At 52.8% G+C, this 13,275-nt stretch carries 14 protein-coding genes; 9 read left to right on the top strand and 5 right to left on the bottom strand.

The window, feature by feature from the left end; genetic code table 11:
- The first annotated feature begins 41 nt into the window (after positions 1–41).
- Positions 42–257: a hypothetical protein gene (locus tag J7I43_RS07590; protein ID WP_209144862.1), complete on the top strand. Its 216-nt coding sequence runs from the start codon at positions 42–44 to the stop codon at positions 255–257.
- 138 nt (positions 258–395) lie between these two features.
- Here J7I43_RS07590 and J7I43_RS07585 read toward each other — a convergent pair whose 3' ends face one another.
- The 3 genes from J7I43_RS07585 to J7I43_RS07575 all read right to left on the bottom strand — a co-directional run bounded on the left by J7I43_RS07585 (position 396) and on the right by J7I43_RS07575 (position 4,015).
- Positions 396–2,807 carry a glycoside hydrolase family 2 TIM barrel-domain containing protein gene (locus J7I43_RS07585; protein WP_209144860.1) on the bottom strand — a complete coding sequence of 804 codons (2,412 nt, stop codon included), beginning with the start codon at positions 2,805–2,807 and terminating at the stop codon, positions 396–398.
- A gap of 82 nt (positions 2,808–2,889) precedes the next feature.
- Positions 2,890–3,549 (bottom strand): hypothetical protein, encoded by a 660-nt coding sequence (locus J7I43_RS07580; RefSeq protein ID WP_209144858.1) that lies wholly within the window; start codon positions 3,547–3,549, stop codon positions 2,890–2,892.
- A gap of 1 nt (position 3,550) precedes the next feature.
- Positions 3,551–4,015, bottom strand: a complete 465-nt coding sequence (locus tag J7I43_RS07575) for a LexA family protein (RefSeq protein ID WP_209144856.1) — start codon at positions 4,013–4,015, stop codon at positions 3,551–3,553.
- Positions 4,016–4,173: 158 nt separating this feature from the next.
- Between J7I43_RS07575 and J7I43_RS07570 the strand changes: the two genes are divergently transcribed.
- The 6 genes from J7I43_RS07570 to J7I43_RS07545 all read left to right on the top strand — a co-directional run bounded on the left by J7I43_RS07570 (position 4,174) and on the right by J7I43_RS07545 (position 9,851).
- Complete coding sequence (locus tag J7I43_RS07570; protein ID WP_209144854.1) at positions 4,174–4,440, top strand: hypothetical protein; 267 nt, start codon at positions 4,174–4,176, stop codon at positions 4,438–4,440.
- 51 nt (positions 4,441–4,491) lie between these two features.
- Complete coding sequence (gene proB, locus J7I43_RS07565; RefSeq protein WP_209144852.1) at positions 4,492–5,529, top strand: glutamate 5-kinase; 1,038 nt, start codon at positions 4,492–4,494, stop codon at positions 5,527–5,529.
- A 14-nt stretch (positions 5,530–5,543) separates the two neighbouring features.
- Positions 5,544–6,791: a glutamate-5-semialdehyde dehydrogenase gene (locus J7I43_RS07560; protein WP_209144850.1), complete on the top strand. Its 1,248-nt coding sequence runs from the start codon at positions 5,544–5,546 to the stop codon at positions 6,789–6,791.
- Positions 6,792–7,090: 299 nt separating this feature from the next.
- Complete coding sequence (locus J7I43_RS07555) at positions 7,091–7,393, top strand: hypothetical protein (RefSeq protein ID WP_209144848.1); 303 nt, start codon at positions 7,091–7,093, stop codon at positions 7,391–7,393.
- A gap of 79 nt (positions 7,394–7,472) precedes the next feature.
- Entirely contained in the window at positions 7,473–8,207 is a 735-nt protein-coding gene (locus tag J7I43_RS07550; RefSeq protein ID WP_209144846.1) for a hypothetical protein, read from the top strand.
- Between the two features lie 183 nt (positions 8,208–8,390).
- Positions 8,391–9,851 carry a capsule assembly Wzi family protein gene (locus J7I43_RS07545; protein WP_209144844.1) on the top strand — a complete coding sequence of 487 codons (1,461 nt, stop codon included), beginning with the start codon at positions 8,391–8,393 and terminating at the stop codon, positions 9,849–9,851.
- Positions 9,852–9,966: 115 nt separating this feature from the next.
- Here the strand turns inward: J7I43_RS07545 and J7I43_RS07540 are convergent, their stop codons facing one another.
- Together J7I43_RS07540 and J7I43_RS07535 are read right to left on the bottom strand one after the other, a co-directional pair.
- Entirely contained in the window at positions 9,967–10,332 is a 366-nt protein-coding gene (locus J7I43_RS07540) for a response regulator (RefSeq protein ID WP_209144842.1), read from the bottom strand.
- A complete protein-coding gene (locus tag J7I43_RS07535) occupies positions 10,329–11,345 on the bottom strand; it encodes a sensor histidine kinase (protein ID WP_209144840.1) in 1,017 nt (338 codons plus the stop codon). Before J7I43_RS07535 ends, J7I43_RS07540 begins: the two co-directional genes overlap by 4 nt.
- Positions 11,346–11,675: 330 nt before the next feature.
- On the opposite strand from J7I43_RS07535, the gene J7I43_RS07530 reads away from it, so the two are divergent.
- A complete protein-coding gene (locus J7I43_RS07530; RefSeq protein WP_209144838.1) occupies positions 11,676–12,308 on the top strand; it encodes a response regulator in 633 nt (210 codons plus the stop codon).
- A 132-nt stretch (positions 12,309–12,440) separates the two neighbouring features.
- Entirely contained in the window at positions 12,441–13,271 is an 831-nt protein-coding gene (locus tag J7I43_RS07525; RefSeq protein WP_209144836.1) for a polysaccharide biosynthesis/export family protein, read from the top strand.
- Positions 13,272–13,275: the final 4 nt, after the last annotated feature.

The following is a 13,275-nucleotide window of genomic DNA, read 5'->3' as shown; positions in this document are numbered from 1 at the left end:
GGTGGCATGTTAATTGCCGCTGAACGGGTAAACTTGCGCATATGAAAACACTCGGCATTATCCTGATCGTAGTCGGTATTATCATGGTGCTGATCAGGGGCTTCTCCGTAACTACCGAAAAAGAAGTGCTGGACGTAGGGCCGGTGGAAGTCAACAAAAAAGAGAACCAATGGATAGGCTGGCCTACTTATGCCGGCGGTATTATTGCGGTGGTGGGGGTTGTGTTGTTGATATCGGGGAAAAAACGGAACGGATAAACGAAAAAAGGCGGCCCTATTTGACAGAGGCGAACATTAGAAATCTCAACATTTTCACGCAGCCAGGATACTTCACAAAAATGAAAATTAAGGGGCCTGAACTGGATTCCTGGCCCCTTAATTTCTGAATGACGATACTTAAAGCGCCAATGTAGCCGTGGGAATGCCCTGCGAGCTTACCGCCGCCATGTTTTTCCCGTTGCGGAGATCGACGCGGATGATGGCGCGGCCGTTGTACAGCTGCACGTAACGCGAGCCGGACGATGTGCCGAGATTATCGATCAGCCTGCCGTCGCCGGCGAGGGAGAAACGCACGAAGTTCGCCGCATCGAGACAGGTGATATTATTTGCATCGAGCATTTTTACTTCCAGCGTGGCAATGCCGTTCTCTTCAGCGATCTTGCTGAGCGTCATTTGCGAAGGTTTGCCCCATTTTTCGGTCTGGTACTGGAATGAAATTTTGTCTTCCACCACTGTTTTCCCTTTCTTCGCGATCACTTTCAGATCGTTGCCGCCTTTGCTGAAGGTTACCGTCCAGTGAAGGCCCGCGGCGGGAAAATCGGCGCTTCTGCGTTTCTTTTTACCCATGCTTTTCCCGTTCAGGAACAGTTCGGCTTCGTCGCAGTTGGAATATACCTTCACGAGCTTCTCCTCTCCTTCCGCGCCCCAGCGTACCGGCCAGGAATGGCCATAGATGCGGGCCATCGGCTTTTCCGCCCAATAAGACTGGAATACGTAATACGCTTCTTTTTTTGTATTATCCCTTTCCAACAGGCCTTTCTGGTTCATGTAAGGCACGGGGTTATCCGGCCGGATGGGCGTGCTGAAATCCTTGAACACCCACTGCGCGGTACCGGTAAGCCAGGGCATGGTTTCTTGCTCTTTCAGGTGCCAGTCCATCAGGTTGCAGATGTAACTTTCACTCCAGTCGCCGTCTTTGGACACACGCGCCGCACCGCCGTACAACGATGCATCGCCCGCGCGCTCGTCTCCGCCGTTGCCGGTTTTGATCTTGCGCAGCGCATTGTCCGGGTTTTCGGAGTGGCGGCCGGCATGACTGTCCCCACCCCATTCCACGTGAAGGAAGTGATTTACTTTATTGAACTCGTCTTCGGAGACCTGTTTGTATTCCGTGTAAATGCCGCGGTACCAGCCCGCCCAGATGGAAGGCGAATACACGTCCACGATGTCTTTACAGAAATCGCAGCGTCGGATGGCGGTTTTGCGCGAGGGGTCGAGCTGGTGGGCAAGATCGTTCAGCTCTTTCATGAACGTGCGGATCTTTTCCTTGTCGAACTCCGGGAAATCGCCGGGCCAGTCGTTTTCGTTGCCGAGCCCCCAGATGATCACCGAGGGATGGTTGTAATGCTGCGTGATCATATTCTTAAGCATCCCGCGCGCCTGTTCCTTGTACACGTCTCCGCCAAGGCCGCCGCGGCACCAGGGAATTTCTTCCCAAACGAGAATACCGAGACTGTCGCAGAGGTTCAGAATGATGCGGGATTGCTGGTAGTGGCCGAGGCGAATGAAATTGACGCCCATTTCTTTCATGAGGACCATTTCTTCGCGCATCACGTCTTCCGTCATGGCCGCGGCCACGCCGGCATGATCTTCGTGGCGGTGCGTGCCTTGCAGCAGCAGGCGTTTGCCGTTGAGGAAAAACGGGCCTTTTTCTTTGAACTCAAAAGTGCGGAAGCCGGTTTTGTTCGTTTGCGTATAGGTTTGCCCGTTAGCGGTCACGCTGGTTTCCACGGTGTACAGCACGGGATCGGTGGTTTGCCAAAGCCGCGGTTTCGTCACTTTCAATACCATGTTCGCCGCGGCGCCGGATGTTTCCTGCAATACTTTGCCGGCGGCGTCTCTGATCACCGCTTTATACACGGCGCCGGCCGGCGCGGCGGTGTTGGTGAAGGTGGAAATATTCACCTCCCCCGTTTTTGCATTCGATTGCAGTTTAACTTCAGAAAAATAGACGGCGGGGGTGTATACCAGGTTGAGATAACGGTAGATGCCGCCATATACGTTGAAATCCGAGAGGCTGGAAGGGATCATTTCCAGGTCGCGGCTATTGTCTGTGCGGATAGACAAGGGAACCGTGCCTTTGAACTGCGGGCTTTGACGGAAAGCGGCCACGGCATCGGTGATGTCGGCCGTCCATTCGTCGTACCCGCCAGTGTGCGAAGCTACTTTGGTGGTGTAGATGTATACCTCCGTTTTCTGGCCCGCGCCTTCAAAATGCAGCAGCGTTCTTCCGTTCGCATAGGGATTGTCTATTTTGAGTTGGGTGCGGTACCAGGCGGGCCCCTGGTAATAGTTCACATCGGGATCTACCGCATCTGAAGCGTTCACGCAATGCGGGAGCGTTACTTTTTCCCAGATGGGCGATGCTTCGGGATTCCCCTTTCCTACCGGGCGAACGGCTTCCCAGATGCCGCCGAGGTCTGACCGCAGAAACTCCCACCCCGTGTTAAGCCTGGCCTGCTGCTGCGCCTGCGCGCAGAAAGCTCCCATCATGGCCGCCGCCAGCATGCCGATTTTCTTTAATTGCATATTCCTTTTTGTATCAGTTGAGCGGATAAGTTACGGCAATTGCCGGAATTATGCAAACGTTTCCATAAGCGAAGATCCGCGCCTATCCCTTTTCTTCAAGATAACGTTTCAGCCATTTTCCGGCCTGCAGCCGGTCCTCGTCCGAAGCGCTACCCGAAAACAGCGTAAGCCCCCAGGGCCGCCCCGCGTAATGGAACAAAGGGCTTTTTTCATCCACCCGCCAGGCCGCCACCTGCCCCGATTTGAACAGGATGCGGCAGTCCCAGGTGAAATAATACGGCTGGTCCCTGACCGGCTTCACGGCAACATCATATTTGCGGTAGTACGAAAAAGAATAATCTTTCACCAGTTTCCTTCCCGCTTCCCATTCGGGCATCGCGTGCCGCTGTTTTAATTGCCGCGGCTGGAACAGGTGCTCCCGGAACAGGCCGAACCAAAGCCGCTGCACTTCGTGGATGTACCGCACGGCCCCCGCATTGGGTATGCCGTCGAACTGCACCAGCCAGCGCCCCTGCGCGGCGGGCCGCAGATACAGGCGCACGCCTTGCCAGTCCTTATAACTCACGCCTGTATTCACATACCGGCTGAAACCCAGCTTCCAGAGCCGCTGCGGGTCTATCGGGATCGGCTCCAGCCGGGGAAGCAGCGGCAACAGGTCGCCGAAATGCTCCTCCCGTATCTGCATCACTTTTGTATCGCGGTAAAACAGCCCGCCCAGCGATATTTCTTCCAGGGGTACCATCTCAATATCTTTTACGCATTTCACGCCTGTCTATCACCACTTGCGCCACTACGCCCCATACATGAAAACTGTCGCCCTCGCGGATGGGTATCGGGTCGTACATCGCGTTCTCGGGGTACAGCATCCAGCCCGCGCTGGCCTTCACCAGGGTTTTGACGGTGAACTCGCCGTTGAGCACGGCCACTACAATATCGTTGGGCATGGGTTTGAGGGAACGGTCCACCACGAGGTAACTTTTATCCGGCACATGCGCGTCGGTCATGGAATGGCCGTCTACCCGCACTACGAATACAGAGGGTTTATCCATCCCCAGCAGGTACACCAGGTCGATATCCTCTTCCGTATAATCCTGCGCGGGCGAAGGAAAACCGGCTTTTACGGGGGTTGGGACGAATGGCAGGGATCTTTGCCCGGTTTCGCGGAAGGCAAAAAAAGTGAGGCCCTTCCGGTGGTTAACAGCTTCCATTTTACTAAGTTTTTTAGCAAATCTAGCCAGTACCATTAGTATAAACGTTGGGCATTAACCCAGCGCTCTCCGAAAGTTTAAATTAATGTTAAGACACGGCCGTTTCTCACACAAAAGTGTTACCTTTTGTTTCTCTTCACATTAAAAAACCGAAGATCATGGCATCCAGACTAGTGTATTTCACGCCGAAAGGACCTTTATGTTTCATCGACTATCTGACCGTCAGCGACGGGCGGGCCGTGCTGGAACAGATCAAAAAAGCGTTCACGGGCCCACGCCTGCCGAAGCTTTACGAGTTCCGCCTGTTCGAGAAATTGAAGAATGGGCTGGTGCGGGTGGACGACTTCGTGCTGCCGAAATTCGACCTGAAAACCATCACTATTTTCCTGGACAGTCTCGACTGCCGCACGCATCAATTCGCTTAACCTACGTTGCCGCTTGCAGAACCCGTTCTGTTTGAATATTTTTATGCCGGCATGAAAAATTCGATTAAGCCCATCCTTGTTATAAAATTCGGAACGGCATCCATTACGCTTGAGAACGGCGAGCTGAACGAAAACGTGATAGCGGAGATCGCGCAGCAGGTATCCACCGTGCACGGGCAATACAACATCGTACTGGTTTCTTCAGGCGCGGTAGCGGCCGGCAAACGTTACCTGGAAAATTACGGCGGCACCATCAGCGAACGCAAGGCCGCGGCCGCCATCGGCAACCCGATACTCCTGAACCGTTATTCCCATTACTTTTCGGCATACAACATCCCGATCGCGCAAAGCCTTTGCGAGCGGCGGCATTTTTCCAGCCGCAACCAGTTCCTGCAATTGAAAAAAACGTACGAAGAGCTTTGGAGCAACGGCATTATCCCGATCGCCAACGAAAACGACGTGGTGAGCGACCTGGAGCTGAAGTTTTCCGACAACGACGAACTGGCTACCCTCATTGCCGTGGGTTTCGGCGCATCGCAGCTGCTGTTCAGCACTTCGGTGGGCGGCGTGTTGGATAAGGAAGGAAAGATCGTTCCTGAAATACCGGTGATCGACGAAGCGGCGCTGGGCCTGGCAGACACGAAAAAATCGTCGCTCGGCCTGGGCGGCATGGTGTCTAAACTGACGTTCACGCGGCTGGCCACGCGTATGGGCATCGAAGTGGTGATTTTCGGCATCAGCACGCCAAACGGCATTGCGCTGGCCACTTCCGGCAAAACCGGTACGCGTTGCCTGCCGCAGCCCTGCAGCATGCCGGCGCGCAAAAAATGGCTGGCCAGCGGCAGTTTGGTGACAGGCAGGCTGCTGGTAGACGAAGGCGCGCATAAAGCCCTGGAAAAGCGGCACAGCCTGCTGGCCGTAGGCGTAAAACAGGTGCTGGAGAAATTCGAGCGCGGCGAAGTGATCGAAATTGTGAACGAAAAGGAGCAGGCGATTGCCGTGGCAAGGGCCAAGGTATCGTCTGACGAGCTTTCCGGCCGCACGCAGAACCTGGAAGTAGCGCATGCGGACGATATCGTTTTACTCTAAAAAAGACCGATTATATGCAATCCATCATACCCCTGCTCGAAAAAGCACAACTCGCCAGCCGCTCCGTAAAAGCGCTGGAAAACACACGCAAACAGGCGCTGCTGCGCACGCTCGCGCAACGGCTGCTGGATAATTCCGGAGCGATCATCGCGGAAAATAAAAAAGACCTCGACCGCATGGCGGACGGCGATCCGAAAAAAGACCGCCTGCTGCTGAACGGCGAACGCATCCAGGCACTGGCCGACAGCCTGGAAGATATCGCACAGCTGCCCGACCCCGCCAACCAGGTATTGTCGGAAAAAAAGCTGGACAACGGCCTGCTGGTGCGCAAACAGTCCGTACCGCTGGGCGTGGTGGGCGTGATCTACGAATCGCGGCCCAACGTAACGGTAGACGTGGCGGCGCTTTGCATCCGCTCGGGCAACGCCTGCGCCCTGCGCGGCGGCACGGATGCGTTTCACACCAATACCATTCTCGTATCGCTCATCCGTGAAACCTTGCGGGAATACGGCGTTGCGGAAGATGCGGTGGTGCTGCTCCCGGCAGACCGCGCGCTGATCACCGAAATGCTCACCGCCGTAAAATATATCGACATCATCATCCCCCGTGGCTCGCAGCAACTCATCGACCATGTACGCGAACATTCGCGCGTGCCCGTGATCGAAACAGGCGCGGGCGTATGCCATACCTACGTGGAAAGCACCGCAGACTTGGACAAGGCCGTGCGCATCGTGACCAACGCGAAAGTTTCCCGCCCCAGCGTTTGCAATGCGCTCGATACGGTGATCGTAGACAAAGCGGTGGCGGATAAATTCCTCACGCAGCTCTCCCCCTCCCTGTCCGCATACAACGTGGAGGTGTTTGCGGACCAACAGGCGTACCCCATCCTGCAAGCGGCAGGTTACCCGCAGCTGCGGCATGCGCAGCCGGAAGATTTCGGGCGCGAGTTCCTTGACTTTAAATGTTCGGTGAAAGTGGTGAACGATGCGGAAGAAGCGCTGGAACATATACGGCAGTTCTCTTCCAAACATTCAGAAGCCATCATAAGCCGGAACGAGGCTATCAGCGGGCGTTTCCTGCAGGAAGTAGACGCTGCGGCGGTGTACGTGAACGCTTCCACCCGGTTTACGGACGGCGGCGTGTTCGGTCTTGGCGCGGAAATAGGCATTTCCACCCAAAAACTGCATGCCCGCGGACCGTTTGCGCTGGAAAAACTGGTAACGGAGAAATGGGTGGTGTACGGGGACGGACAGGTAAGATAAAAGCGGCCCATGTATCAGCCTTGTATCCGCATCTTACTGGCCTTGCACAGGAATCGCCCGTAAAGCGCCACGAAAAAGGGCGTACCCTGTGAGGATACACCCTTTGACGCTTCTGGCGTCTATAACAGTTTTCTTGTATGGAGCAGCCCGGTTAGGCGATACCAACCGAAGGCTTCCATGAATATCCTGTAGATTGCATGAATACCTCCTTTTTATTTGATGAGGTATAAATTTACTCCCAAACACCCGAAAGGAAATGTTAAAATTCCCTTCTCATTACAATTAAATACATTTGCCGGATGGATATTTATTTCGACGAAGAACAGCTGGCCGTTAAATACGACGAAGACATCGACAATACCCTTCAATGGGAAGATGTGACGCAGATCTCCGCCTATAAGGTATATACTTATCCCGGCGAAGTGACCTTTCTCGTATTCAGCGCCCGGAACGGCGAAACCATCGAAGCTTCCGACGAAATGAGCGGCTGGCTGGAACTGCTGGGCGGTCTTGGCAATATCTTCAAACTGCCCGCCGAATGGCAGGAGCTGGTGGCCGACGCCGAAGCGGGTGGCGAGGACGTGGTGCTGTATACGCGCTAAACCTCCGCGGGAATTGGGCGTTCCGTTTATTTCCGTTATCTTGAAGAAGAGAAAATTTACCCGGACGAAACCTATGATCATGCGGAAATTATTGCCCTTCGTCGTATTGACGGCGGTCTTCGCGCTTCCGGCAACCGCCCAGAAGCCCCCTTCCAGGATCGAAATCGCCCCGTTCCTCCGGTTCGACCGGTACCCTGCATTTACTTACGCCATCAATTCCATCAACACCAATACGGTACGTTTACGCGGCGCCAGCTGGGGCATTAGCGCGGCCTATAAATTCCCGGTGGCGGAAAACACCTGGCTGAAAGCGGGCGCAGGTTATTACAAATATGCTTTCAACAAAATAAAACGCACTAATAATTTCGGTGAAGGTTATGTGAGAACGATCAACTATCCCAGCATGCTCGACCTCATCTTCAGCACCGACAAATACGCCTACCACACCTGGCTGCTGACCGCCGGGGCCGAAAGAGAATTTCCGCTGGACAGGCGGACGCAGCTGCTGGCGGGCATTTCGCTGAATAACTATTTTACTTTTTCCCGGCAATATCATATCACCTATTACAACGCCAATAACCCGATCGAAAACAATTATAAAAGACCCGATAACCGTTATTTCGGTTTTTCCGCGGCGCTGCAGGGCGGCATTCAGCGATCGTTCGGCAGGTTCAGCCTGAGCCCGCAGGTGATCGTGCCGGTGTTCGACAGCTGGAAGCAGGATGAAACATTTCCCGGCGAAAGTAACGCGGACGGCAGAACGAAATGGTTCGGCGGGATCGGCGCGTCTTTTGTTTTTGGTTACGCGCTGTAAAAATCATTCATTCCGGCACCGTGCCGAAAAAGCGATGCATTACCTCTACCCCGAACTGCTTCCGCCGGCGTACGCCGGCCCTTCATCCCCCGTTTGAGTAGCATTTACGGCTGTGCCCGCCCCATAAGTACTAGTTTAAGTATCCCCCGGCCGACGAGTTCCTGCTAATTTGCAGGGTAACTTATGCGACTTTTCAAAACCATATGCTTTATTGGCCTTTCCACGCCCGTATTTGCCCAGCAAAGCCCTGAGCCTTTCGCCGGGCCGTCGCGCTTCGCCGATTCTTTACAGGTGCAGGCGGGCGTTACAGGCACCATCGCCTCCAGGGAATATCTGCCGCTCTGGCTTACGGCCAAACGTTTCGGCACCATCAGCGACCGCAAGTCCGACCTTTCCTCGCACATCCTGCTGCGCAACAGCCATCCGCTGAATGCTGCAGGCGATTTTACGATCGGTTACGGACTTGATCTCTATAACAACGATCATTTTTCCAAAACCTTTTTCAAGGAAGGATACGTAAAAACCACTTACCGCAACTGGGAATTGCGGGCGGGGCGTTACGAAGAGATCAGCGGGGAAGCGGACCATGAGCTGTCTTCAGGCTCGTGGGGCATTAGCGGCAACGCCTTGCCCATACCGAAAGTGAGCATTGCGCTGAAAGATTATGTGAACGTGCCGTTCACGAACGGATGGGTGCAGGTGAAGGGGCAGTTCAGCCATGGCTGGATGGGCGATCAGCAATACATCAAAGGCGCCTTCCTGCATGAAAAAATGCTGTACCTGCGCATCGGCAAGGAGCGCCTGCGCGTGTACGGCGGCATCCAGCATTACGCGGTGTGGGGCGGCAACCGCTACGATCTGCCGGCGATCAAAAATACATTTTCCAACTACTGGGACGTGTTGATCGGAAAAGTGTCTGACGACGGCACGGTGATCAACACCGAAATACAGCCCAACCGCCCCGGCGACCATCGCGGGGTGCTCGAAGGCGGCATCCAGTGGGAAACCGACAACATCAAGCTGCTGCTATACAACCAGAGCATGTTCGAAACGGGGCAGAACATCGATTTTAAGAATACCGACCGTTTGCTGGGCCTCAGTTTTGTGAATAAAAAGGAAGAACCGGTGCTGGAGAAGGCTACCATCGAATTCATCAACACCAAAAAGATGAACGACTGGCTGCCGCTGCGCGTGCGTGAAAGTTATTACAACAACGGCGTGTACCTCACCGGCTGGGAATATCGCGGCAACATCATCGGCACGCCGCTGTTCATCAACCGCAACCGCGGCAGCAAATATTTCAACAACGTGGAGCCGTTCGACTGGAATGCACCGAAAGATTCCATCATCAAAAAAGGCTGGAATATTATCAACAACCGCGTAACAGGCCTTCACCTGGGCGCGAAATACAATATCGCGCAGGTACTGAAAGCAAGAACACTGCTCACGTTCACGCGTAATTTCGGGAACTACCATGAAGAGCCGATCACTTCGGCGATGACGCAATGGTACACGCTGCAGGAGATCATCTGGCCTACGCCGGTGAAAGGAATAACGGTAAACGCCGGGCTGGCCTTCGATTGGGGCGACTTTGGCGGCAATACCGGGGGTATGCTGGGAATACAATGGGACCTCGGGCGATGATCCCGGCCGCCTCGACCTGCAGTTGACAATGAACGGCAGGGTCGTGAAGCCGGCCGCGTCTTTCAATGCATGAAAAGCGGTGCGGGGCTTGCGCATCAGCAGAATGCGCGGGGGGCTACAGGATCAGTTTCAGGATCGTAGCGTGCAGGTTCCGGAAAAGGAACGGTTTGGTAACATACCCCGCCGCGCCTTTTTTCATCGCGAGATTGATCTCTTCGATACCGGTTTTGGCCGTGAGCATCAACACGGGAATGTTCCGCAGCTCGTTGTCTGTTTTAAAGATCTCGAGCAGCTCGTACCCATTGATCACCGGCATAAAAATGTCGCTGATCACCAGGTGCGGATGATGCCGGCGGGCGTTCGCCACGCCTTCTTCCCCGTTGCTGGCGGTGAGTACGTTGAATTCATGTAGTTCCAGCAGGCATTTCAACGTGTCTGTCAAAGCCGGTTTGTCTTCAATCAATAAAATCGTCCTGTTCATGCATACCTGAATGTAAGTGAGAATTTGGTGCCTTTGCCCTTTTCGCTGGTGACTTTGATCTCTCCTCCGTTCATCTCCGTAAAAGTTTTCACGATAGCCAGTCCAAGACCCGTGCCATCTATTCCGTCTACGTTGCTGCCACGGTAAAAAGAATTGAACAGGTGCGGAATGTCTTTTTCGGGGATGCCGATGCCATGGTCAACAACGGCGATCACCAGTTTGCGGGCGTGATAATGCAGTTTCAACTGCGGGTTTTCATGAGTGGAATACTTAAAGGCATTACTGATCAGGTTAGTCAGTATTTTCGAAAGCTGGTCCTTGTCTACCGATATTTTGCGCGGTTCGCCCACCACCTTTACTTCCAGTTTGCGTTCGTCTTTCCTTTCGGAAAAGTACTGGAACTTCAGGTAATCGACCACCTGCGACACGTTCACCGGTGTTTTTTTTACTTCATAATTGTTGGAAACGATCTTGCTGAGTGTGAGTATCTCGTCGAGCATAGTATTGAGGTTAAATATCTCGTCGGAGATCTTCGCGATGTTCTGTTTGTAAAAGGGGTTCATCATCCGGTCCATGCGGATGCGGGTCTCGAGCAGGTCTACCGCTGCTGCGATGGCGGTGAGCGGCGTGCGGAACTCGTGGGAGGTCATGGAGATGAAGCTGGTCTTCATTTCCTGGAGCGCCCGTTCCTGTTCGAGATTGCGCAATTGCATGCGGAGATGTTGTTCGCTGGCGGTAGTTTTGCCGATGGCGAGCACGTATTCTTTTTGGGCGATACTAATGCTGCTGGGTATAAAATCGATGCAGGTCTCTTCGGCACCGTTGTTTGTCGGAAGCATAAATTCCTCCCTGAACGGAACGTCCAATGTTTTGCCTGTTACGGAAAGGCCAAGTTTGTCTATCGCCGCTTTATTTGCTTTTTCAACAATCCCTTCTGTCGGTTCAATGATCAATACCGGGTCTTTTATCCCGTTGAGCAAATGGGTTACTTTGATATAATGCTGTGGCTTCATTTTGTTTTCAAATAGGTTTTCAACGGCGTCCGGTAGCTGCCTCCGGAGGCACAGATATGGTTTGGCACACAGGTGTATGGATAAGCAAGATACGGCACTTTAACACGATTATGTTGCTTTTATTGCAAAGTGTGGAAAAATCCCGTTACATAAATCTACAACTAATATGATTTTTATTTATTACTTACTTAAGTAAGTAATGCATATTACGGTTGTTATTAGATACTTGTTAATAATTTAATGTTGTTTTTAAATCCTTTGCAAAAAAATTGGAATTATATTTGATATAGAGACCCTTAATAGAGCATATCGCATAATGTGACCCGTAATATGATATCGATCGGAATTATTGAAGACAATCATTTTCAGCTTAACAACTACAAGGAGTTCCTGGAGGACTTCCAGGAATGCAAAGTCGTTTTTGCATGCCGTTCCATGGAGGAGTTCAAAGCTTTACCGTATAAAGACCCGGATGTAAAAGCCATATTACTCGACATCTCATTGCCCGGCGAATCAGGAATTTCAGGCATGGAAGAACTGAAGCGCATTTACCCGGAAGCCAAGATCATCGTGCTTTCCGGGCACGACGGCAAACAATATGTTATCGAATCCATCATGAAAGGCGCGGCGGGTTATATCATCAAGACCAGCCGGCTGATGGAGATCTACCATTCCATTCTCGACGCGATCAACCAGGGCGGCACGCTTTCTCCCAAAGCCGCGCATTTGCTAATCGATCATGTAAGCAAAGATCCTTTGGAGTACGTGAAAGACAAACTCACCAAACGCGAGTACGAATTATTGCACTTGCTCAAAGAAGGTTATACTTACAAAGAGATGGCCGAAAAGCTTTATGTAACTGTGTTTACCGTCAATCAGCATTTAAAGAAAATCTACCAGAAACTCAACGTGGCATCCAAAAGCGAGTTGATCTCCAAGATATGGAGCAACAGCCTGTATTGAATGACTACTTTAATGAGTAACGCGATCCCGGCGAGTTGGCTGATTAATACTATAGTGAGTAGTTCTGAAAAAGTCCGTCTGAATTAGTTTTGTAATGTGAACCTATCACATCTTTAAACGAAACCTGATCAGATGACAGAGAGACCGAAACCATACTTTAGAACGACCTTGACACTGGCCCTGGTGGGCTGTTTGTTTGCCTCCTGCGTAAATACGAAAAAAGCCGCTTACTTCAATAATCTGAACGACACTACGCTGACCGCCATCAAGGCGGACCTTGAGCCGGTGATCCAGAAAAACGACATCCTGCAGATCAACGTCAGCGCCATGAACCCACAGGAAGCGATGATGTATAACCTGCCCAACACCTATTCCCCGGGCGCCGCCGCGTCGCAGCTTCCGGGCAATATAGCCGTTCAGCCGGGCACAGGCAATCCCGTGGCGGGTTACCTCGTGAACCAGCAGGGCTCGATCGACTTCCCCGTGCTGGGCACCATCAACGTGGAAGGCCTAACCAAAGCCGCGCTGACAGACACCATCCGCCGGCAGCTGGTGGACCGCAAGCTGCTGGTAGACCCGGTAGTAAGCATCCGTTTTCTCAACTATCGCGTTACCGTACTTGGCGAAGTAGCCAGGCCCACGGTCGTAAATGTATCCAGCGAAAAAATATCCATCCTCGAAGCGCTGGGCATGGCGGGCGACATCACCATTTACGGCAAAAAAGAAAATGTATTGCTGATCCGCGAACAGGACGGCACAAGAACCACGCGCAGGCTCAATCTCAACGACGCGGCCACGCTGAGCTCTCCCTATTTTTACCTGAAGCCTAATGACATCGTATATGTGGAACCATCCAAATCCAAAGTAGCCACCACCGGCAAGGCAAATACCATCATACCGATCGTGCTCAGCGCGCTGGGCCTCGTTGTGATACTGGTGGACAGGCTTGTTGTGAACAATTAACGCG

It is taken from the genome of Chitinophaga chungangae (genome assembly GCF_017742215.1).
Taxonomy (GTDB): Bacteria; Bacteroidota; Bacteroidia; order Chitinophagales; family Chitinophagaceae; genus Chitinophaga; species Chitinophaga chungangae.
The sequence above is the reverse complement of the archived record's forward strand: the minus strand, read 5'-3'. Positions and strand labels throughout refer to the sequence as shown.

Coding starts and splice junctions, on each gene's coding strand:
- J7I43_RS07590 (WP_209144862.1), top strand. CDS start 42: ATGAAAACACTCGGCATTATCCTGATCGTAGTCGGTATTATCATGGTG.
- J7I43_RS07585 (WP_209144860.1), bottom strand. CDS start 2,807: ATGCAATTAAAGAAAATCGGCATGCTGGCGGCGGCCATGATGGGAGCT.
- J7I43_RS07580 (WP_209144858.1), bottom strand. CDS start 3,549: ATGGTACCCCTGGAAGAAATATCGCTGGGCGGGCTGTTTTACCGCGAT.
- J7I43_RS07575 (WP_209144856.1), bottom strand. CDS start 4,015: ATGGAAGCTGTTAACCACCGGAAGGGCCTCACTTTTTTTGCCTTCCGC.
- J7I43_RS07570 (WP_209144854.1), top strand. CDS start 4,174: ATGGCATCCAGACTAGTGTATTTCACGCCGAAAGGACCTTTATGTTTC.
- proB (WP_209144852.1), top strand. CDS start 4,492: ATGAAAAATTCGATTAAGCCCATCCTTGTTATAAAATTCGGAACGGCA.
- J7I43_RS07560 (WP_209144850.1), top strand. CDS start 5,544: ATGCAATCCATCATACCCCTGCTCGAAAAAGCACAACTCGCCAGCCGC.
- J7I43_RS07555 (WP_209144848.1), top strand. CDS start 7,091: ATGGATATTTATTTCGACGAAGAACAGCTGGCCGTTAAATACGACGAA.
- J7I43_RS07550 (WP_209144846.1), top strand. CDS start 7,473: ATGCGGAAATTATTGCCCTTCGTCGTATTGACGGCGGTCTTCGCGCTT.
- J7I43_RS07545 (WP_209144844.1), top strand. CDS start 8,391: ATGCGACTTTTCAAAACCATATGCTTTATTGGCCTTTCCACGCCCGTA.
- J7I43_RS07540 (WP_209144842.1), bottom strand. CDS start 10,332: ATGAACAGGACGATTTTATTGATTGAAGACAAACCGGCTTTGACAGAC.
- J7I43_RS07535 (WP_209144840.1), bottom strand. CDS start 11,345: ATGAAGCCACAGCATTATATCAAAGTAACCCATTTGCTCAACGGGATA.
- J7I43_RS07530 (WP_209144838.1), top strand. CDS start 11,676: ATGATATCGATCGGAATTATTGAAGACAATCATTTTCAGCTTAACAAC.
- J7I43_RS07525 (WP_209144836.1), top strand. CDS start 12,441: ATGACAGAGAGACCGAAACCATACTTTAGAACGACCTTGACACTGGCC.